At 75.0% G+C, this 19,861-nt stretch carries 19 protein-coding genes and 1 pseudogene; 3 read left to right on the top strand and 17 right to left on the bottom strand.

Going from position 1 to position 19,861, the window contains the following annotated elements:
- Positions 1-43: 43 nt before the first annotated feature.
- The 14 genes and pseudogenes from argR to infC form a co-directional block, all read right to left on the bottom strand.
- Positions 44-538, bottom strand: coding sequence for an arginine repressor (gene argR, locus HC251_RS11795; RefSeq protein ID WP_219945477.1), 495 nt, complete (start codon positions 536-538; stop codon positions 44-46).
- Between the two features lie 44 nt (positions 539-582).
- On the bottom strand, positions 583-1,479 hold the full coding sequence (gene argF, locus HC251_RS11800) for an ornithine carbamoyltransferase (RefSeq protein WP_219945478.1): 897 nt from the start codon (positions 1,477-1,479) through the stop codon (positions 583-585).
- Positions 1,476-2,696, bottom strand: a complete 1,221-nt coding sequence (locus tag HC251_RS11805; RefSeq protein WP_255566696.1) for an acetylornithine transaminase — start codon at positions 2,694-2,696, stop codon at positions 1,476-1,478. Before HC251_RS11805 ends, argF begins: the two co-directional genes overlap by 4 nt.
- Positions 2,693-3,595 (bottom strand): acetylglutamate kinase, encoded by a 903-nt coding sequence (gene argB, locus HC251_RS11810; RefSeq protein WP_219945479.1) that lies wholly within the window; start codon positions 3,593-3,595, stop codon positions 2,693-2,695. Before argB ends, HC251_RS11805 begins: the two co-directional genes overlap by 4 nt.
- A 59-nt stretch (positions 3,596-3,654) precedes the next feature.
- Complete coding sequence (locus HC251_RS11815) at positions 3,655-6,045, bottom strand: helicase HerA-like domain-containing protein (RefSeq protein WP_219945480.1); 2,391 nt, start codon at positions 6,043-6,045, stop codon at positions 3,655-3,657.
- A 19-nt stretch (positions 6,046-6,064) separates the two neighbouring features.
- Positions 6,065-7,234 carry a bifunctional glutamate N-acetyltransferase/amino-acid acetyltransferase ArgJ gene (gene argJ / locus HC251_RS11820; protein WP_219945481.1) on the bottom strand — a complete coding sequence of 390 codons (1,170 nt, stop codon included), beginning with the start codon at positions 7,232-7,234 and terminating at the stop codon, positions 6,065-6,067.
- A 154-nt stretch (positions 7,235-7,388) separates the two neighbouring features.
- Entirely contained in the window at positions 7,389-8,423 is a 1,035-nt protein-coding gene (gene argC, locus HC251_RS11825; RefSeq protein WP_219945482.1) for an N-acetyl-gamma-glutamyl-phosphate reductase, read from the bottom strand.
- Positions 8,424-8,483: 60 nt separating this feature from the next.
- Complete coding sequence (pheT, locus tag HC251_RS11830) at positions 8,484-10,892, bottom strand: phenylalanine--tRNA ligase subunit beta (protein WP_219945483.1); 2,409 nt, start codon at positions 10,890-10,892, stop codon at positions 8,484-8,486.
- A complete protein-coding gene (pheS, locus tag HC251_RS11835; RefSeq protein WP_219945484.1) occupies positions 10,892-11,896 on the bottom strand; it encodes a phenylalanine--tRNA ligase subunit alpha in 1,005 nt (334 codons plus the stop codon). The genes pheT and pheS overlap by 1 nt, the downstream gene beginning before the upstream one ends.
- Before the next feature lie 82 nt (positions 11,897-11,978).
- Positions 11,979-12,701 (bottom strand): sensor histidine kinase KdpD, encoded by a 723-nt coding sequence (locus HC251_RS11840; RefSeq protein ID WP_219945485.1) that lies wholly within the window; start codon positions 12,699-12,701, stop codon positions 11,979-11,981.
- The gene (locus HC251_RS11845; RefSeq protein ID WP_219945486.1) at positions 12,698-13,531 is read right to left on the bottom strand and encodes an RNA methyltransferase; all 834 of its coding nucleotides are present in this window, start codon (positions 13,529-13,531) and stop codon (positions 12,698-12,700) included. Before HC251_RS11845 ends, HC251_RS11840 begins: the two co-directional genes overlap by 4 nt.
- A gap of 20 nt (positions 13,532-13,551) precedes the next feature.
- Positions 13,552-13,914, bottom strand: coding sequence for a 50S ribosomal protein L20 (gene rplT / locus HC251_RS11850; RefSeq protein ID WP_219945487.1), 363 nt, complete (start codon positions 13,912-13,914; stop codon positions 13,552-13,554).
- Between the two features lie 50 nt (positions 13,915-13,964).
- Positions 13,965-14,162, bottom strand: coding sequence for a 50S ribosomal protein L35 (rpmI, locus tag HC251_RS11855; RefSeq protein ID WP_219945488.1), 198 nt, complete (start codon positions 14,160-14,162; stop codon positions 13,965-13,967).
- Between the two features lie 193 nt (positions 14,163-14,355).
- Positions 14,356-14,952 (bottom strand): annotated as a pseudogene (gene infC / locus HC251_RS26220) (translation initiation factor IF-3); the annotation flags it as partial.
- Between the two features lie 310 nt (positions 14,953-15,262).
- Here infC and HC251_RS25610 point away from each other — a divergent pair.
- From HC251_RS25610 to HC251_RS11870, 3 genes are all read left to right on the top strand, one after another.
- Positions 15,263-15,739 carry a DUF1844 domain-containing protein gene (locus HC251_RS25610; RefSeq protein ID WP_255566697.1) on the top strand — a complete coding sequence of 159 codons (477 nt, stop codon included), beginning with the start codon at positions 15,263-15,265 and terminating at the stop codon, positions 15,737-15,739.
- The gene (gene galE, locus HC251_RS11865) at positions 15,736-16,737 is read left to right on the top strand and encodes a UDP-glucose 4-epimerase GalE (RefSeq protein WP_219945489.1); all 1,002 of its coding nucleotides are present in this window, start codon (positions 15,736-15,738) and stop codon (positions 16,735-16,737) included. The genes HC251_RS25610 and galE overlap by 4 nt, the downstream gene beginning before the upstream one ends.
- 118 nt (positions 16,738-16,855) lie before the next feature.
- Positions 16,856-18,442: a molybdopterin-dependent oxidoreductase gene (locus HC251_RS11870; protein ID WP_219945490.1), complete on the top strand. Its 1,587-nt coding sequence runs from the start codon at positions 16,856-16,858 to the stop codon at positions 18,440-18,442.
- Between the two features lie 32 nt (positions 18,443-18,474).
- Here the strand turns inward: HC251_RS11870 and HC251_RS11875 are convergent, their stop codons facing one another.
- From HC251_RS11875 to HC251_RS11885, 3 genes are read right to left on the bottom strand one after another with little or no spacing between them, the layout of a single operon-like run.
- Complete coding sequence (locus HC251_RS11875) at positions 18,475-18,681, bottom strand: hypothetical protein (RefSeq protein ID WP_219945491.1); 207 nt, start codon at positions 18,679-18,681, stop codon at positions 18,475-18,477.
- Between the two features lie 35 nt (positions 18,682-18,716).
- Positions 18,717-19,415: an endonuclease III gene (nth, locus tag HC251_RS11880; RefSeq protein ID WP_219945492.1), complete on the bottom strand. Its 699-nt coding sequence runs from the start codon at positions 19,413-19,415 to the stop codon at positions 18,717-18,719.
- 19 nt (positions 19,416-19,434) lie between these two features.
- Positions 19,435-19,803 carry an FKBP-type peptidyl-prolyl cis-trans isomerase gene (locus HC251_RS11885; RefSeq protein ID WP_219945493.1) on the bottom strand — a complete coding sequence of 123 codons (369 nt, stop codon included), beginning with the start codon at positions 19,801-19,803 and terminating at the stop codon, positions 19,435-19,437.
- Positions 19,804-19,861: the final 58 nt, after the last annotated feature.

Raw genomic sequence — 19,861 nt, forward strand, 5'->3', positions numbered from 1 at the left:
GTCTTCGGTGTGCGGGTGGGGTGGACGGGGGTTTCAGCCCGGGTCAGCCCGGGTTGGGGTGGGCCAGCCCGGCCAGGTCCCGCAGCCGCTCGGCGAGAGCGGCGGCGGGGCCGGTGACGGGGCGGTCGGGGTCGGAGACCACGACGAAGAGGGTGTCGTCGCCGGCCACGGTGCCGGCGACCTCGGGGAGGTCGGCCCGGTCGAGGGCGGACCCGACGACGTGGGCCGAGCCCGGCGGCGTGCGCAGCACGACGATGTTGTCGGTGGTGTTCACCTCGACCACCCAGTCGCCGAAGATCCGGCGGAGGTGGTCGTCGGGCGCCTTCTGGGCGTGGGGCTGCTCGGGGATGGCGTAGGTCGAGTCGCCGTCGCCGGCGCGGACCTTGATCGCCCCCAGGTCGACGAGGTCCCGGGACACGGTCGCCTGGGTCGAGGAGACGCCCTCGGCGGCGAGCAGGTCGACCAGCTGCTCCTGGCTCGTGACCCGGTGGGCGGCCAGGAGGCGGGTGACGATGTGCTGGCGCTGGGTCCGGCCCATCTTCGAGCTGCCGTCCCTGGCCGGGGTCGGCCGGGGCCCGCCGTTCACGGCCGCACCCCCAGGAGGAAGGCCAGCACGGCGCGGGCGGCGTGGAGGCGGTTGGCGGCCTGGGGCCAGACCCGCGAGGCCGGTCCGTCGAGCACCTCGTCGGTGACCTCCTCGCCCCGGTGGGCGGGGAGGCAGTGGAGGAAGATGGCGTCGGGCGCGGCGGCGGCCATGAGGGCGGCGTCGACCTGGTACGGCGCGAACAGGGGGCGACGGGTCGCGGCCTCGGCCTCCTGGCCCATCGAGTACCAGGCGTCGGTCGACACGGCGACGACACCGTCGACGGCGGCGGTCGGCGTGTCGGCCACGTCGATCGTCCCCCCCAGGGCCCGCACCCGGGCCAGGTCGGCGTCGGTGGGGCCGTAGCCCTCGGGCGAGGCGACCCGCACCTCGATGCCGACCAGGGCCGAGGCGATGGCGAGCGAGCGGGCGACGTTGGAGAAGTCTCCGACCCAGGCCAGCGCCGCCCCCGAGAGGCCGACGTGGGACCCGATCGTCAGCAGGTCGGCGACGGCCTGCAGTGGGTGGGCGGCATCCGACAGCAGGTTGACGACGGGGACGTCGCCGGCCCCGGCCATCCGCTCGAGCACGGCGTGGTCGAAGACCCGGGCGCAGATGGCGGCGTGGAACTGGGACAGCGTGCGAGCCAGGTCCTCGGCCGTCTCCCGGGTGTCGATGCCGACCTCGTCGGGCCGCACGTACACGGGGTGCCCGCCCAGCTGCACGACGGCCATCTCGGTCGAGTGCCGGGTCCGGGCCGACGGCTTCTCGAACAGCAGCGCCGCACCGCGGCCCTCCATCACCCGGTGCAGGGTCTGGCCCTGGCCGAGGACGAGGACCTCCTCCAGCTCGGCGGGCGTGAGGTCGTCGACCTCGAGGAAGCTGCGGGCGCTCATCCGACGACCTCCAGGGTCTGGGCCAGCACGCCCCGGAGGACGGCGACGGCCTGGTCGATCTCGGCGTCGGAGACCGTGAGGGGCGGGGCGAACCGCAGGGCGGTGGGGGTGACCGGGTTGACGATCAGCCCGGCGTCCAGGCAGGCCCGGGCGACCTCGCCCGAGGCGATCCCCGGGTCGAGCTCGGCGGCCAGGAGGAGGCCCAGGCCCCGCACCGAGGCGACGCCGGGCAGGTCGGCCAGGGCGTCGGCCAGCCGCGCACCCCTCTCGGCCGCGAGCCGCGGGGCGTCGATGGCCTCCAGCTCGGCCAGGACGGCCCGCGCCGCAGCGGTGGCGAAGGGCTGGCCGCCGTAGGTCGAGCCGTGGTCGCCGGGGACGAAGACCTCGGCCACCTCGGCCCGGGCCCAGCACGCCCCGATGGGGACGCCGTTGCCGAGGGCCTTGGCGAAGGTGACGACGTCGGGCACCACACCGAGGTGGTGGTGCCCGAACCAGCGCCCGGTGCGGCCCAGGCCGGTCTGGACCTCGTCGACCATGAAGAGGATGCCCCGCTCGTCGCACAGTCGCCGCACGCCCTGGAAGAAGGCGGCCGGGGCCGGGTTCACGCCGCCCTCGCCCTGGAGGGGCTCGAGCAGGACGGCGGCCACGGACGGGTCGAGGGCGGCCTCGAGGGCGTCGAGGTCGTCCCACGCCACGTGGCGGAACCCCTCGGGCATGGGGTGGAAGGGCTCGTGCTTGGCCGGCTGGCCGGTGGCCGCGAGCGAGGCGAGGGTCCGGCCGTGGAACGAGCCCAGGGCGGACACGACGACGTGGCGTCCCCGGCCCCCGAACCTCCGGGCCAGCTTGATGGCGCACTCGTTGGCCTCGGCGCCGGAGTTGGTGAAGAAGACCCGACCCCGGGGGGCCTCGCCGGTCCAGCCGTCGGCCCAGGCGGGCGTGCCGAGCAGGCGGTCGAGCGTGGTGGCGACCTGCGGGCCGATCTCGTTCCCGTAGAGGTTGGAGACGTGGAGGAGGGTGCGGGCCTGGGCGCTCACGGCGTCGGCCACGGCCGGGTGGCTGTGCCCCAGCGAGCACACCGCCAGCCCGGTGAGGAAGTCGAGGTACTCGGTGCCGTCGGCGTCCCACACCCGGGTGCCCTCGCCCCGCACCAGGGTGATGGACGGCACCGGGTAGGTGGGCATGAGCGGGCTGGGGCTCGGGGGCGCGTCGGGGCTCACGACGGGCCACCGGCGTTCCGGGTGACCATGGTGCCGACGCCCTCGTCGGTGAGCAGCTCGAGCAGCACGACGTGGGGGATGCGCCCGTCGAGGATGTGCGACGAGCCGACCCCGCCCTCGACGGCGGCGAGCGTGGCCTCGACCTTGGGGATCATGCCGCCGGCGATGACGCCCTCGGCGATGAGGAGGCGGGCCCGGGCCACCGACAGCCGGGAGATCAGCGAGCCGGGGGCGTCGACGTCGGTGAGGACGCCGGGCACGTCGGTGAGGTAGATGAGCTTCTCGGCGTCGAGCGACTCGGCCACCGCGATCGCCGCGCTGTCGGCGTTGATGTTGAACGCCTGGCCGGTGGCGTCGGCCCCGATGGTGGAGATCACCGGGATGAAGGACCGGTCGAGCAGCGTGTCGAGGATCGTGCGGTCGACGCCGACGACGTCGCCCACGTAGCCCAGCGCCGGGTCCCGCTGGACGGCGGTGATCAGCCCGGCGTCCTCGCCCGAGAGCCCGACGGCGACGGTCTGGTGCTGGTTGACGGCGCTGACGATCGACCGGCCGACCTGGCCGGCGAGGACCATGCGGGCCACGTCGAGGGTCTCGGCGTCGGTGACCCGCAGGCCCTCGCGGAACTCGCTGTCCTTGCCCAGTCGGGCCAGGTGGGCGCCGATCTGGGGCCCGCCGCCGTGGACGACCACGGGCTTGATCCCCACGGCCCGCAGGAGCACGACGTCGGCGGCGAAGGTCCGGGCCAGGGCGGGGTCGACGAGGGCGCTGCCCCCGAGCTTGATGACCACGGTGCGCCCGGCGAAGGCCTGGATGTACGGCAGGGCCTCGACCAGGATCCCGGCGCGCGTGGCGGCGTCGATGCCGTCCAGGTCGAGCGGGGGCTTCGGTTCAGCCATCCGCCGAGTCTATGCACGCGCGTGCATGCCCATGCAATACCACCCGAGACCAGGCCCGATCACCTCACGGGGATCCAGACGAGGGCCAGGTCGACGACGGTGATGTCGGTGCGCTCGAGGGGGACCTCGAGGGCCGTGGTGGCCGCCTCCTTGGCGTCCCACTCCTCGGTGATGGCGGCCAGGGCGTCGGCCACCTCGGCCTCCAGGTCGGCCAGCGCCTCGGCCTTCTCCCCCACCCGGTTCCGGGCCGCGTCGGCCCGGGAGGCGGCCTCGCCGGCCCGGCCGTGGCGGGCGACCGCCCCGCCGGCGGCGCGGATGATCGAGCGCACCCCGCCCCGGCCGCCGAGCAGGCCACCGAGGACGGCCGTCGCCCCCCGGGCCAGCTCGTCCTGGCGGCGGTTCTCGGCCGCCTGGTCGGCCTGGCGGACCTTGTCCTCGGCCGTGGCCACCGCGGCCCGGGCCCGCTGGATGCGCCCGGCGTACCGGGCTGCCACCTTGGCCCCCTCGGCATCGGCCCCGGTGTCGGCGGCGGCCGCCACCCGGGCCCGCACCTCCGCCTCGGCCTCACCGGGGCGGCCGTACACCTTCAGCTCCGGGTTGGCCCAGATCGTCACCGTCCGGGTGGCCCGGAGGTGGTCGACGAGCCCCCTGCGCAGCGTGGTGAAGAGCGCCTTGGTCCGGATGGCGGCCTCGGGCGCCTCGTAGGTCGCCCCGCTCGGCGGCTCGGCGCGCAGGTCCCGGGGGTCGTGGTCGACGGCGACGGCGGTCGCCGGGTCGGGGTGGGCGGTGTCCAGCACCAGGACGCACTCGAAGCGCTCGGTGTGGCGGAGGTCGGCCTTGGTGTCGTCGTACAGGAGGTCGACGGTGGCGGCGACGGCGGCCCGGTGCCGGGTCCCCGTGGGCGAGGCCCCGACCGCGGCCGCCCAGGGCGCCGCCGGGTCGAGCCAGCGGACCGGGATGCCCTCGGCCACCGTCGGCACGACCGGCGTGGCGTCGTCGCCCTCGGCGGCGGCGGCGGGGGCCGTCGCTGCGTCGGCGGGCGGGGCGGCGGAGGGCGCGGTCGGGGCGGGGGGCGCCGGTGGGACGGTGGCGGCCTTCTGGTCGGCCATCACGGTGGCGATCTGCTCGCGGGTCAGGGGCCCCCGCAGGTACGACATCGCCCACCGGCTGGTCAGCAGCGTGGGGTCGGGCCGCCCCGCCTGGCGCAGGACGAACTCCCGCTTCTCCAGACCGGCGATGGTGGCCCCGACGGCGGCGGTGTCGACGCCCCCGTCGGCCGAGGACAGGCCGTCGAGCAGGCGGGCCTTGTCCTGCTCGGTCTGGAGCCGGCCGATGAGCCACGTCCCGGCGTTGGACAGCGCCTTGTAGTCCATGTCGACCGGGTTCTGGGTGGCCAGCACCACACCGACGCCGAAGGCCCGGGCCTGCTTGAACAGGGTGAGGATCGGCGCCTTGGCCGGCGGGGCGGCCACCGGCGGGACGTACCCGGCGACCTCGTCGAAGTAGACGAGCACGCGCAGCTCGTCGGTGCCGGGCTGGCTCCGCATCCAGGTGACGAGCTTCGAGAGCACGAGGGTGACGACCATCTGGCGCTCGTCGTCGGCGAGGTGGGCCATCGACACCACGGCGCACGCCGGTCGCCCGCCGGGGCGCAGGAGGGCGTCGATGTCGAGGGCGACGCCCTGGCCCCAGGCCGCGAAGGCGGGCGAGGCGAGGAGGCCGTTGAGCCGGAGGGCGAGGGCGGTGCGGTCGGCCGGCGGGAAGAACTCGTCGAGCTCGAACACGCCGAGCTTCCGGATCGGGGGGCGCTGGACCTGGCCGACCAGGCCGGCGAGGTCGAGGTCCTGCCCGGCGGCCCACGCCGCCTGGACCAGGGTGGTGAGGAGGATGTGCTCGCGGCTGGCGAGCGGATCGGCCTCGATGCCCACCAGCGCCAGCAGCCCCGACACGTAGCCCGAGGCCTCGTCGACGACGGACTCGGGGTCGGCCCCCTCGGCCGGGCGGGTCATGCGCCCGACCACGTCGAGCCCGACCCCGCTCGTCGACCCCGGCGTGTAGATGGTGACGGGGGCGGCGTCGCGGAGCGCCTGCAGCCGGGCGCCGTCGATCCCCCAGCCGGCGAGGCCCTCCTTCCACCGCCCGGCCACCTCGGCCGGGTCGTCGCCGCCCTCGACCCACGGGGCGAACGAGGCGGCGTCGAGGTCGGGGAAGGTGAGGGCCAGGTTGCCGAGGTCGCCCTTGGGGTCGAGCACGAGGACGGGCACCCCCTCGAGCAGCGCCTCCTCGACCAGGGCCACGCCGAGGCCGGTCTTGCCCGACCCGGTCATGCCCACGATCAGCCCGTGGGTGGTGAGCGAGGAGGCGTCGATCCGCACGTCCTCGCCCGTCCGCTGGTGGTCGGCCCCCACGACCCCGCCGATGTGCAGGCTGCCGTCCGGTCCGTCGCTCACCGGGCGGACAGTAGGCCCGTCAGGACGTCCCCATGTTCTCGTCGAGGTACGCGTGGGTCAGGTCGTTGGTGAGGACCGTCGCGGTGCCCGGCCCCAGGCCCAGGTCGCAGGTGATCTCCAGGTACCGGCCGTCCATGTGGGCGGCGACGGCCGCGGCGTCGTGGTCGATGGTGACCCCGCCGGCGGCGACGGTGACGCCGCCGTAGGCGACCGCGACCCGCTCCTGGTCGAAGCCGATGCCGGCCGACCCCAGCTCGCTGGCGAGACGGCCCCAGTACGGGTCGCGCCCGTACCACGAGCACTTGCAGAGCAGGCTGCGGGCGATGCGCTCGGCGCCGGTGCGGGCCTCGGCGTCGGACACGGCGCCGGCGACGGTGAGGCGGACGACCTTGGTGGCCCCCTCGGCGTCGTCGGCCATCTGCTCGGCCAGCGACGTGCACACGCTCGTCACCGCCGCGACCAGCGCGTCCTCGTCGACGGGCCCGGCCCGACCCGAGGCGAGCAGGACGACGGTGTCGTTGGTCGAGGTGCAGCCGTCGGTGAGGAGGTTGTCGAAGCTGCCGGCCACGCCGGCGGCCAGCACCCGATGGAGCACCTCGGGCTCGGCCTCGGCGTCGGTGGTGAGCACGGCGAGCATGGTGGCCATCGACGGGGCCAGCATGGCCGCCCCCTTGGCCATGCCGCCGACCGTCGCCGCCCCGGCCCGGGCCACGGCCTCCTTGCGGCGGGTGTCGGTGGTGCGCAGGGCCTCGGCCGCCGCCGCCCCGCCCTCGGCGTCGCCGGAGAGCACGGCGACCACGTCGGGGATCCCCGCGACCAGGGGCTCGACGGGGAGCGGGATGCCGATCAGCCCGGTCGAGCCGACGAGGACCTCGTCCTCGGCGCAGCCCAGCTCGGCGGCCACCGCCGCGCACGTGCGCTCGCTGTCGGCCCGGCCCGGCGCACCGGTGGCGGCGTTGGCGTTGCCGCTGTTGAGCACGACCGCCGCCGCTCGCCCGCCGGTGGCGGCGAGGTGGGCCCGGGAGACCTGCACCGGTGCCGCCGTCATCAGGTTGGCGGTGAAGACCCCCGCGGCGGCGACGGCGGTGCCGTCGGCCGTGGCGACGAGGGCGAGGTCGGGGTCGCCGGACTCCTTGATGCCGCAGGCCACCCCCCCGGCCACGAAGCCGGCGGGTGCGGTCACGCTCATCGAACGACCTCCATCGCCACCCTCGCTTCTGTTCGCGCCAGGCGACACGCCTGGCCGAGAGCGGTGTCAGAACGGCGATGGCCGCCTCGCCCGCCGTCCTGGTCGCGCCTGGCGACATCGATGTCCGGTCGCGGTGTCAGGACGGTGCCGGCGCTCACGGGTAGACGCCGATCGCGCTGAGGCCGAGCTCCTCGGGGAGGCCGAGGGCGAGGTTGGCGCACTGCACGGCCGCACCCGACGCCCCCTTGCCCAGGTTGTCCAGGGCGCAGAACGACAGGACCCAGCCGGTGCGCTCGTCGAGGACGGCCGCCACGTGGGCGGCGTTGGAGCCCTGGGTGGCCTTGGTCGACGGCGAGCCGGGCACGACCGAGACGAAGCGCTCGGCGCGGTAGGCGTCGGCGAAGGCGGCCTCGACGTCGGCGGCGGTGGTCCCGGCGACGGGCCGGGAGTAGCAGGTGGCCAGCATCCCCCGGCTCATCGGCACCAGGTGCGGGGTGAACACGACCTGCGCCGGCGCCCCGCCCACCCGGGTGAGGGTCTGCTCGATCTCTGGGGTGTGGCGGTGGCGGAGCAGCCCGTAGGCGGTGACGTCGCCGTCGGCGGTGCAGAACGTGGTGGTCGGCTTGGGTGCCCGCCCGGCGCCGGACACGCCGCTCACGGCGTCGACCACGATGCCGGTGGGCTCGACCAGCCCGGCCCGCAGGAGCGGGGCCAGGGCGAGGGCGGCAGCCGTCGGGTAGCAGCCGGGGCCGGCGACGAGGGCGGCGCCGTGGAGGTCGGCGCGGAAGAGCTCGGGCAGGCCGTAGACGGCCTCGGCCAGCAGCTCGGGCACCGTGTGCTCCTCGCCGTACCACTCCGGGTACAGGGCGGCGTCGGCCAGCCGGAAGTCGGCGGCCAGGTCGACCACGTGGCCGACCCGGCCCCGGAGCTCGGGCACCACCGCCTGGCTGGCCCCGTGGGGCAGCCCGCAGAACGCCAGGTCGACCCCGTCGACGGCGTCGGCCGACCAGGTGTCGAACACCCGGTCGCCGTAGACGCCGACCAGGCTGGGGTACAGCCCGGCGATGGGCTGGCCGGCCTGCGAGTCACCGGTGGCGACCACGACCTCCAGCTCGGGGTGCCCGGCGAGCAGGCGCAGCAGCTCGGCGCCCGTGTACCCCGAGGCTCCGACGATCGCGACCTTGGCCATCCCGCCACTCTATGCAGACCCACGCATCACTATGCAACCGGCCGGGGCGCAGGCCCGGGGTCAGCCCCGCAGCGTGGCCCCGTGGGCCGTGGTCACGGCGTCGATCAGGGCCTGGCGGGCCACGCCGACCTCGGCGTCGGTGAGGGTGCGGTCCAGGCTCACGAAGCGGACCCGGTAGGCGAGCGACCGGGCGCCCTCGGCGACCCCGCTCCCCCGGTAGGTGTCGAACAGGTCGACCGACCACACCAGGTCCGAGGCCGCCGCCAGGGTGGCCTCGACGGCGCGGGCCGACACCTCGGCCGGCACCTCGAAGGCCAGGTCGACGTCGCTCGACGGGAACCGGGACACGGGCCGGTAGGGCTCGTCCTCGGGCACGGCGGCCAGCAGCCGCCCCAGGTCGAGCTCGACCCAGGCGACGCGCTCGTCGATGCCGTGGGCGCCCAGGACCCCGGGATCGACCTCGCCGGCCACGCCGACCTCGTCCCCGGCCACCAGGACGGTGGCACCCCGCGTGGGGTGGAGGCCGGGGCGCTCGGCGTTGGCGATGTCGACGTCGTCGATGCCCAGGCGGTCGAGCACGGCCAGGGCCAGGCGCACCGCCTCGGGTGCCTCGACGCCGGCGAGGGCGACGCCCAGGTGCTCGCGCTCGTCGGGCAGCAGGTCGGGCCGACCGGGCCCGTCCACGGCGTCGTCGATCGTCCGCCCATCGGCCTCGTCGGGCTTCGGCAGGAAGACGTGGCCGATCTCGAACAGGCGCACGCCGAGGCTCCGGCGGGCGGCGTTGGTGGCGACGGCCTGGACCAGTCCGGGCATCAGGGTGGTGCGGAGGATCGACTCCTCGGCGACGAGGGAGTTGCGCAGCTCGATCCCGTCGGGCGGGAAGCCGCACGCGGCCAGGGCCCCGGGGGCGAGGAACGGCAGGGGCATGACCTCGGTCAGACCCCGGCCGACCATGAGGCGGCGGACCTCCCGTCGCCGCCGCTGGACCGGCGTGAGCCGCCCGGGCAGGGCCACGGCCAGCTCGCGGCGCGGGATGCGGTCGTAGCCGTGGTGGCGGGCCACCTCCTCGACGACGTCGACCTCCGACTCGGAGTCGTACCGCCACGACGGGACGGTGACGTCGAGGTCGCCGTCGCCGACCGGGGTCGAGGCGAAGCCGATGGGGTCGAGGAGGGCGACCACCTCGTCGGGCGCCAGCGAGGTGCCCAGCACGTGGTTCACGCGGGCGGTGCGCACCCGGATGGGGTCGCGCGCCGGCAGCTCGCCCCGCCCGTCGACGGCGCCGGGCGCCAGCTCGGTGCCGCAGATCTCGGCGGCCAGCTGGGCGAAGCGGGCCGCCGCCCCGTCGATGCCCTCGGGGTCGCACCCCCGCTCGAACCGGGCCGCGGCCTCGGTGCGGAGGCCGAGGCGGCGGGCCGTCGTGCCGACCGACCGGGGGAGGAACCAGGCCATCTCCAGGGCCACGTCGGTGGTCGTGGCGGTGATCTCGGCCGAGGCCCCGCCCATGACGCCGGCGATGCCGAGGGGGACGTCGTCGCCGCCGCAGATCAGCAGGTCGTCGCCGCGCAGCTCCCGCTGGACGTCGTCGAGGGTGGTGAGGCGCTCTCCGGGGCGGGCCCGCCGCACCCGGAACGTCCCGCCGGGGACGCCGGCCAGGTCGTAGGGGTGGTTGGGCTGGCCCCGCTCGAGCATCACGTAGTTGGAGATGTCGACCAGGGCGCTGATGGGCCGCATGCCGAGGTGGGTGAGCCGCTGCTGCATCCACTCGGGCGAGGTGGCCGTCGGGTCGAGGCCGCGGAGCAGCCAGGCGCCGAAGCGGCCGCACAGGTCGGGGTCGAGGATCTCGACGGCCAGGGCGTCACCCGCCGGGGCACCGGCGGTGGGCACGACGGGGACGTCGAGCGCGAAGGGGACGCCGAAGCGGGCGGCCAGGTCGCGGGCCAGGCCGGCGACGCTCAGGGCGTCGGGCCGGTTGGCGTTGACCTCGAGGTCCCACAGCACGTCGGCCTCGATGCCGAGGGCCTCGACCAGCGGCGTCCCCGGCGTCAGGCCGGCGGGCAGGACCTTGATCCCACCGTGGTCGGTGCCCAGGCCGATCTCGCGGGAGGAGCACAGCATCCCGTTGGACCACTCGCCCCGCATCTTGCGGCGGGCGATCTCCATGCCGTCGGGCATCGTCGTGCCCAGGGTCGCCAGGGGGACGAGGTCGCCGACGGCCATGTTGAAGGCGCCGCAGGCGATCTGGAGGGCCTCGCCGTCGCCGGCGTCGACGTCGACCAGCTGGATGCGGTCGGCCTTGGGGTGGGGGCGCAGCTCGAGCACCCGGGCCACGACGATGCCGTCGAGGCCCTCGCCCAGGCGCGTCTCCTCCTCGACCGGGGTGCCCAGGTCGTTGAACGCGTCGGCGATGGCCTCGGGGCTCTGGTCGAACGGGGCCAGCTCGCGCAGCCAGGACAGGAGCACCTTCATCAGAACTGCTCCAGGAAGCGCACGTCGACCGAGAGGATCTCGCGCAGGTCGGGCACGCCGTGGCGGGCCAGGGCCAGCCGGTCGATGCCGAACCCGAAGGCGAACCCGGTGTAGCGCTCGGGGTCGATGCCGCCGTTGCGCAGCACGTTGGGGTGGACCATCCCGCAGCCGCCCAGCTCCAGCCAGGTGCCGTCGGGGCGGCGGATGTCGAACTCGGCCGACGGCTCGGTGAAGGGGAAGTACGACGGCCGCAGCCGCGACGTGAAGCCCTCGCCGAAGTAGGCGGCGGTGAAGGCCTCGATGGTCCCGGCCAGGTGGCCGAAGGTGATCCCCTCGTCGACGACCAGGGCCTCGAGCTGGTGGAACGTGGCCAGGTGGGTGGCGTCGCGGGCCTCGTTCCGGTGCACCCGGCCGGGGACGACGATGTAGATCGGCGGGCCCTGCTGCTCCATCACCCGCAGCTGGACCGGTGAGGTGTGGGTGCGGAGCACCACGTCTCCGGGCTCGCCCCGGTCGACGAAGAAGGTGTCCTGCATGTCCCGGGCCGGGTGGTACGCGGGGATGTTGAGCCCGGTGAAGTTGTGCCAGTCGTCCTCGACCTCGGGGCCCTCGGCGACGGCGAACCCCAGCCCGGTGAAGACGTCCTCCAGCTCCTCCATGGTCTGGGTCACCAGGTGGAGGTGGCCGGCGCCGGTGGTGGGGCGGACCTCGGTCAGGTCGAGCCGCTCGGCCTCGAGCCGGACCCGGCGGGCCGCGGCCTCGAGCTCGGCCCGGCGCTCGGCCGCGGCCCGGCCCACGTCGCCGTTGACCCGGTTGAGGGTCTGGCCCAGCTGCTTGCGGGCCTCGGCGTCGAGCTGGCCCATCCCCCGCTTCACGGCGCCGAGGTCCGACCCCTTGCCGGTCACCTCGGCGAGCACCGCGGTGAGGGCGTCGAGGTCCGGCGCGGCGCGCAGCCGCTCGACCGCTGCCGCGCCCATGCGCTCGATGTCGTCGGGCGTCGTCATAGGTCGGCCCAGGGTGCCCGGTCCCCGCCTCCCCCGCCAAGCCCGTTCGGGCCACGGATGGTGCCAGGCACCATCCGTGGCGTCAGGCCGGAGGTCCGGCGATCGGGAGGGTGAAGGTGAAGGTGCTGCCCTCGCCCTCGACGGACTCGGCCACGAGGCGGCCGCCGTGCGCCTCGACCAGGCCCCGGCTGATCCACAGGCCGAGGCCGGTGCCGGTGGGCCGGCCCTCCTCACGCCGGTAGAACCGGGCGAACACGCGGTCGAGGTCCTCGGCCGGGATCCCGGCGCCCCGGTCGGCCACGGCGACGGAGACCTCGTCGCCGTCGGCCCGGGCGGCGATCCGCAGCCCGACGGGGCTGCCGTACTTGGCCGCGTTCTCGACCAGGTTGGTGAGGACCTGCTCGACCTTGTCGGCATCGGCCACGACCTCGGGGAGGTCGTCGGCCAGGTCGATGGTGACGTCGAGGTCGGGCTCGACCATGGCGACCTTGTCGACGATCGACCGGATCAGCGGACCGATCTCGAGGGGGCGGGGGCTCAGGTGGAGCCGCCCCGCCTCCAGACGGGAGATGTCGAGCAGCTCGGTGAGCATCCGGGTGACCCGGTCGGCGTCGTGGCGGACGGCCTCGAGCATCTCCTTCTTGCGGTCGTCGGCGATCCCGTCCCAGCGCGACAGCAGGAGGCTGGTGAACCCCTTGATGCTGGTCAGGGGGCTGCGCAGCTCGTGGCTGACGGTGGCGATGATCTCGACGGCGGTCAGCTCGTCGGCCGTGGGGCCGTCGTCGGCGGGGCCGTCGTCGGTCACGGCGCCGCCTCCACGGCGCGCTGGCGCACCACCTCGAAGGCCAGCACCGAGCCGGCCACGGCGACGTTCAAGGACTCCACGGCCCCCTCCATCGGCAGCGTCGCCCAGGAGTCGATGCCCGGCGCCACGGCCGCGGGCAGGCCGTGGGCCTCGTTCCCCAGGACCAGGGCGACCGGCCCCCGGAGGTCGAGGAGGTGGGGCGCGACGCCGTCGCCGCCGGAGGTCCCGACCCGGGCCACGCCCTCGGCGGCCAGGCGCTCGAGGGCCTCGCCGACGGGCTCGGCGCGCAGCGGCACCCGCCACACCGACCCGGCCGAGGCCCGGACGACCTTGGGCGCCCACGGATCGGCCGTGCCCTCGCCGACGACGAGCGACGCCGCCCCCACCGCCTCCGCCGTGCGCAGCAGGGTGCCGACGTTGCCGGGATCAGCCACCCCCACCAGTACGACGTGGAGCGGCGCGGTCCCCCTCCCCGGACGGGTGACGCCCTCCGGGCGGCGGGCGACGGCAGCCACGCCGTGGGGGGTGGCCACCTCGACGTGGGGGCGCAGCCCGCCGGTGACGGTCCAGGCCCGGCCGCCGGCGGCGACGGCGGCGGCCACGGCCGCCTCGACCTCGGGCCGGTCGGCGGCCTCGGGGTCGACGAAGACGTCCTCCACCACGACCCCGTCGCGCACGGCGTCGCCCAGCAGGACCGGCCCGTCGACGACGAAGCGATCCTCGGCGTCGCGGGCCCGCCGCTGGCGCGCCAACCGCCCCAGCCCCACGACCCGGGGGTTCCGGGGCGACAGGGGCTCGGGCGGCGGTGGGGTTCGGCTCGGGGCGCTCACGACGGGGCCCCGGGACCGGATCAGGCGGCGGGCTGGGCCTCGGCCGCCACCTTCACCAGGGCGGCGAACGCCTTCGGGTCGGTGACGGCGAGGTCGGCCAGCACCTTGCGGTCGACCTCGACCTGGGCCAGGCGCAGGCCGCTGATGAAGCGGCTGTAGGACATGCCGTTCTCCCGGCAGGCCGCGTTGATGCGCTGGATCCAGAGCTTGCGGAACTCGCCCTTCTTGGCCCTGCGGTCGCGGTAGGCGTACTGCAGGGAGTGCATCACCTGCTCGTTGGCGGCGCGGTACGAGCGGCTCTTGTTGCCGTAGTACCCCTTGGCGCGCTCGAGCGTGGCCTTGCGGTGCTTCTTGCTGTGGACGGATCGCTTGACGCGGGCCATGGTTCAGATCCTCTTCTGTGTGCTCGATCTCGGGTGGGTGGGGCGGCGGGCTAGCGGTCGCCGAGCATCCGGCTGATGCGGTCCGCGTCGCCCTTGGCCACGTCGACGTCGCCGGTGAGGCGGCGGGTGCGCTTCGAGGGCTTCTTCTCGAGGATGTGGTTCATCCCGGCCTGGCCGCGCCGGAGCTTGCCGGTGCCGGTGCGCTTGAAGCGCTTGGCCGCGCCGGAGTGGGTCTTCATCTTGGGCATGTGTCTGTCCTCGGGGTTCGGGCCGGGCGGCCCGGCGGGAGAGGTGGTGGTCAGGCCTCGGTGGAGGCGGTGGCGTCGGCGGGGGCCTCGGCCGGTGCCGGGCGGTGGCCTCGGGCTCGGTGGCGGCCGTGGTGGCCTGGGGGTCGGGGGTGGCGGGACCGGTGCCGGGGGCGGCGGCCCCGTTGCTGCTGGCGTCGGCGGCCGGGGCGGCGCCGCCGGCGGCGACCCGAGCCTCCTCCTGGGCGGCGGCGGCCTCTTCCTCCTCCTCGCGGAGCTTGGCGGCGTGGGCCGCCTGGGCCTTCTTGTCGGGAGCCAGCACCATGATCATGTTCCGCCCGTCGAGCTTGGGGAACACCTCGACGCGAGCCAGGTGGACGACCTCCTCGGCCACGTGGTCGAGGATCTTCTTGCCCAGCTCGGGGTGGGCCATCTCGCGGCCCCGGAACATGATCGTCACCTTCACCTTGTGACCCTCGCCGAGGAACTTCTCGACCTTCTTGGTCTTGGTGTCGAAGTCGCCGGCGCCGATCTTGGGCCGGTACTTCATTTCCTTGATGACGACGTTGGTGCTCTTCTTGCGGGACTCCTTGGCCTTCTGGGCTGCCTCGTACTTGTACTTGCCGTAGTCCATGATCCGGCAGACGGGCGGGTTCGCCTTGTCCGCCACCTCGACGAGGTCGAGGTCCAGGTCACGGGCGATCGCCAGGGCCTGGGGCAGGGGTCGGATCCCGATCTGGGCCCCGTCGGGGCCCACCAGCCGGACCTCGCGGGCCCGGATGCGATCGTTGATGCGCGGCTCGTCGTTGTGCGGCGCAGCTATGGCCGGTCTTCCTTCATGCGGTGAGGGTGTCCTCGGTTGGTGGGTGGGGCACCGGAGGCCGCTCGGCGAAAACGCAGAGCGGACGTCGGAAAGCCGACGTCCGCGAACGCGCCCCGGATGGGCGCTGCATCGATCGACCCGGCGCACCGACCGCAACGGGTGGTGGCCAGGTGGAGACCCGAGGGCCCCGCTTTCCGTCTTCGGTTGTGCGCCTAGGGTACGGGCGTTCCGCGCGGGGAAGCAACCGCGTGCCCCTCCGACCGTACGAAGGTGACCGACGATGAGCAGCCTGTGGACCCCCGGCGGCGAGCACGAGGTGCCCCGCGACCGCCCCTCCGACACCGGTCCGCCCGCCGGCGGGTCGGAGCCCGGGACACCGATCGACCTCGACCCCGAGACCGCCGCCGCCCTCGAGGCCATGTCGCCCGAGGAGCGGGCCCAGGCCGAGCAGATGATCGCCGAGATGGCCCAGGCCCGGGCCGAGATCGCCAGCACCCCGGCCGCGGTGGTGGTGTCCAACCACGCCATGGGCCTCTACGAGCTGGCCGCCATCCACCTGTCCCAGCAGCCGCCGAACCTCCCCGAGGCCAGCGTGGCCGTCGACGCCCTCGCCGCCCTGACCAAGGCGCTGGAGGGCCGGCTGGGCGACAACGAGGCGACCCTCGTCCAGGCCCTCAACCAGCTCCAGATGGCGTTCGTCGAGCTGACCCGCCGCGCCGAGGGCGGCGCCGCGGGTGACGATCCCTCCGCCGGATGACCGTCCTCGTCACCGGCGGCGCCGGCTACATCGGATCCCACACGGCTCGCCTGCTCCGCCAGCGGGGCCGCGACATCGTCATCCTCGACTCGCTCGAGGGCGGGCACCGCGAGGCCACCCTCGGGGCGCCCCTCGTGGTCGGCGACATCGCCGACGCCGACCTGGTGCGCCGCACCATCACCGACCACGGCGTCGACAGCATCGTCCACTTCGCCGCCTACAAGGCGGCCGGCGAGTCGATGGAGGACCCGGGCAAGTACTTCGGCAACAACGTGGCCAAGACCAGCGCCCTGGTCGACGCGGCCCGCACCGTCGGCGTCGACAAGGTCGTCTTCTCGTCGTCGTGCTCGGTCTACGGCACCCCGACCGTGCTGCCCGTCGACGAGACCCACCCGTTCCACCCCGAGAGCCCCTACGCCGAGAGCAAGCGCATCGTCGAGGACATGCTGCGCTGGTACGACGTCGCCCACGGCACCCGGTCGGTCAGCCTCCGGTACTTCAACGCCGCCGGCGCGTCCTTCGACGCCGCCATCGGCGAGGACTGGACGGTCACGCTCAACCTGGTGCCCCTCGTCATGAAGGCGGCCCTCGGTCGGATCCCCCACCTCACCGTGTTCGGGACCGACTACCCCACCCGCGACGGCACCGCCGTGCGCGACTACGTCCACGTCGACGACCTGGCCGACGCCCACGTGCGGGCCCTCGAGTACCTGGAGTCCGGTGGCGAGACCACGGCGATCAACCTCGGGACCGGCGTCGGCTCGACCGTGCGGGAGGTCATCGAGACGGCCCGCGAGGTGAGCGAGGCCGACATCCCCTCGGTCGACGCCGGGCGCCGCGCCGGAGACCCGACGGAGGTGTACGGCGACCTGCGCCGGGCCCGCGAGGTCCTGGGCTGGGAGCCGACCCACGACCTCCGGGCCATCCTCCGCACCGCCTACGCCTGGCACTCCACCCACCCCGACGGCTACGCCACCACCGCGCCCCCCGACCTCTGAGCCCGCGTTCCCGCGACAGTGGCAGGAGGCCTCCTCCGGTCAGCGTCGCCAGGACGCGGGGGTGGCACCCCCCGGCCGGTGACGTGGACGCCGGACGGCGCGGTCGTAGGGTCCCAGGGTGACCCGCGGCGCCCGCACCACCCTCGCCGGGCTGCTCGCGGTGGCCGCCGGGCTGGCCACCACCGAGCTGGTGAACCTGGCCGGCCCCACCCGACCGTCGCTGCTCCTCGCCGTCCAGGTCTGGTTCATCAACACCTTCGGGGGCGCCCTGAAGGACCTGGCCGTGGCCCTGTTCGGCCGGCAGGACAAGGTGGCGCTCGAGATCGGCGCCTGGCTCGTCGCCCTGGCCCTGGGCCCGGCGACGGCCCGGCTCGAGGTCCGGCGCCGGGGGGCCGGGGCCGCGGTCATCGGCGTGGTGTCCCTGCTCGGCGTCCTCGCCGCCCTGGACCACCCGCAGACCGCGACGTCGGTCGCCGTCCTCGCCGGGTTCCTCGGGGCCGCCGCCGCCCTGGCCACCCTGTGGGTCCTCCTCGACCGCTTCGGCCTGCGGGTGGCCCCCGGGGCGGGGCTCGTGCTCCGCACCCGGCGGCCCCGGTCGGGTGCCGGCACGGGCGGCGCCGTGGGGCAGGTGACGGGCACCCGGCGCGAGGTCGTGCTGTGGGGGCTCGGGACGGGGGCCGTCATCGTCACCGCCGGGGCCGTGGCCAAGGGCCTGGGCGACAGCGTGCGCCGGTCGCGGGCGGTCATCCCCGAGACCATCCCGGCCCCCGCCTCCCCCGCATCGGTGCCACCGGCGCCGCCGTTCGCCACCCCCGGGCTGTCCCCGTACATCACCCCGAGCGAGGACTTCTACCTGATCGACACCTCGCCCGACCCGCCCTACGTCGTCACCGACGACTGGACGGTGCGCATCACCGGCATGGTCGACCGGGAGATCGAGCTCAGCTACGCCGACCTCCTGGCCCGCGACCTGGTCGAGGAGGTCGTGACCCTGTCGTGCGTGTCGAACGAGGTCGGCGGCGACCTGGTCGGCAACGCCCGCTGGACCGGCGTCCTGCTGCGCGACCTGCTGGCCGAGGCCGGCGTCCACGCCGACGCCACCCAGCTCGTCGGCGAGGCCGTCGACGGCTTCACCGCCGGGTTCCCCACCTCCGTGCTCGACGACCCCGACCGCACCGCCCTGGTCGCCGTGGGGATGAACGGCCGGCCCCTCCCCCGCGCCCACGGGTTCCCGGCCCGGCTGGTCATCTCCGGGCTGTACGGCTACGTGTCGGCCACCAAGTGGCTCTCGGAGATCCGCCTCACGACGCTCGAGGACGAGGACGGCTACTGGATCGACCGGGGCTGGGCCAAGGAGGCGCCGGTCAAGACCCAGAGCCGCATCGACGTGCCCCGGAACCGGGCCAACGTGACCGCCGGGCTGGTGCCCATCGCCGGGGTGGCGTGGGCCCCGAACCGGGGCATCAGCCGGGTCGAGGTGCGGATCGACGGGGGGCGGTGGATCGAGGCCGACCTGGGCCGGGTCGCGTCCGACGACACCTGGGTGCAGTGGCACGTGGGCTGGGAGGCCGAACCCGGTGACCACGAGATCGAGGTCCGGGCCACCGACGGCGACGGCGAGACCCAGGGCGAGGAGCAGGTCGCGCCCATCCCCGACGGCGCCGAGGGCTGGCACTCCCGCACCGTGCGGGTGGCCGCGCCGTAGCTCGACGGGTCCGGCGGCGACGACTGACCGGGTCAGACGGGGCTGACGGCCACCGCCTGCCAGCGGCCGTGGTGGCCGGGCGCCACCGCGAACGTGACCCGGGTCCCCACCGCGGTGGTGCGGGAGCCGTCGGCCAGGTGCGTGCACTGGAGGTCCAGGAGCCGGCCGTCGTCGGCCCGGACCGCCCCGACCCCGCGGGGGTCGTCCCACTCCTCCACCACGCCGGTCGCGTCGCCCACCGGGCCAGTGTGGTCCACTGGCGAGGCGCGGGGCGTCACGCCCGCGGCCGGGCCCGGGCCGCCGTGCGGGCGCTGGCGGCCACCCGGCGGGCCTTGGCCTCGGCGGCCATGCGGGCCTTGGACGCGGCGAACGAGCAGATCGGGCAGGCGGCCATGTCGTGGCGCTGGGCCGGGCAGTGCTCGCGCCCGAAGTAGATGATCTGGAGGTGGCGGTCGTTCCACGTCTCGCGGGGGAAGGCGGCCTTGAGGTCCCGCTCGGTGCGCTCGACGGTCGTGCCGTTCGACAGGCCCCACCGGAACGCCAGCCGGTGGATGTGGGTGTCGACCGGGAAGGCGGGCACGCCGAAGGCCTGGGCCATCACCACGCTGGCGGTCTTGTGACCGACGCCGGCGAGCGACTCGAGGAAGGCGAAGTCGGGCACCAGGTCGCCGCCGGCCGCCATGATCTGGTGGGCGGCGGTCGACAGGTTGCGGGCCTTGGTCGGCGCCAGGCCGACCTCGCGGATCAGCTCGAGGATGCGCTCGGGCGGGAGGGAGGCCATCTCCTCCGGCGTGCCGGCGACGGCGAACAGCGCCGGGGTGACCTGGTTGACCTTCTTGTCCGTGGTCTGGGCGGACAGGGCCACCGCCACCAGCAAGGTGTAAGGGTCGCGGTGGTCGAGGGGGATGGGCGGGTCGGGGTAGAGCTCGTCGAGCACCTGCCCGATCCGCTCGACCTTCTCGGCGCGGCGCACGGCTGCGGGATCCGGCGGGTCAGCCGACCCCGAGGAGGTCGACGACGAAGACGAGCGTCTCGTTGGGGCCGATGACGCCACCGGCGCCTCGGGCGCCGTAGCCCATCTGCGGGGGGATGGTGATGCGACGGCGGCCACCGACCTTCATGCCGGCCACGCCGTCGTCCCAGCCCTGGATGACCTGGCCCCGGCCGAGGCGGAACCCGAACGTGTCGCCCCGGTCCCAGGACGCGTCGAACTGCTGGCCGGTCGACCAGGACACGCCCACGTAGTGGACGTCGACGTTGTGGCCGGCGGTGGCCTCGTCGCCGTCGCCGACCGTGAGGTCCTCGACCACCAGGTCGGTGGGAGGGGGGCCGTCGGGGATGGTCACATCAGGCTTGGGCATCCTGCGAGGGTAACGCCGGCCACCGGGGCGGCCACCGTGCGGTGCGGGGGGCTCAAAC

It is taken from the genome of Iamia sp. SCSIO 61187, assembly GCF_019443745.1.
Classification (GTDB): domain Bacteria; phylum Actinomycetota; class Acidimicrobiia; order Acidimicrobiales; family Iamiaceae; genus Iamia.

Coding starts and splice junctions, on each gene's coding strand:
- rplT (WP_219945487.1), bottom strand. CDS start 13,914: ATGGCCCGCGTCAAGCGATCCGTCCACAGCAAGAAGCACCGCAAGGCC.
- pheS (WP_219945484.1), bottom strand. CDS start 11,896: ATGACGACGCCCGACGACATCGAGCGCATGGGCGCGGCAGCGGTCGAG.
- argJ (WP_219945481.1), bottom strand. CDS start 7,234: ATGAGCGTGACCGCACCCGCCGGCTTCGTGGCCGGGGGGGTGGCCTGC.
- HC251_RS25610 (WP_255566697.1), top strand. CDS start 15,263: ATGAGCAGCCTGTGGACCCCCGGCGGCGAGCACGAGGTGCCCCGCGAC.
- pheT (WP_219945483.1), bottom strand. CDS start 10,892: ATGAAGGTGCTCCTGTCCTGGCTGCGCGAGCTGGCCCCGTTCGACCAG.
- argF (WP_219945478.1), bottom strand. CDS start 1,479: ATGAGCGCCCGCAGCTTCCTCGAGGTCGACGACCTCACGCCCGCCGAG.
- rpmI (WP_219945488.1), bottom strand. CDS start 14,162: ATGCCCAAGATGAAGACCCACTCCGGCGCGGCCAAGCGCTTCAAGCGC.
- galE (WP_219945489.1), top strand. CDS start 15,736: ATGACCGTCCTCGTCACCGGCGGCGCCGGCTACATCGGATCCCACACG.
- HC251_RS11885 (WP_219945493.1), bottom strand. CDS start 19,803: ATGCCCAAGCCTGATGTGACCATCCCCGACGGCCCCCCTCCCACCGAC.
- argB (WP_219945479.1), bottom strand. CDS start 3,595: ATGGCTGAACCGAAGCCCCCGCTCGACCTGGACGGCATCGACGCCGCC.
- argC (WP_219945482.1), bottom strand. CDS start 8,423: ATGGCCAAGGTCGCGATCGTCGGAGCCTCGGGGTACACGGGCGCCGAG.
- argR (WP_219945477.1), bottom strand. CDS start 538: ATGGGCCGGACCCAGCGCCAGCACATCGTCACCCGCCTCCTGGCCGCC.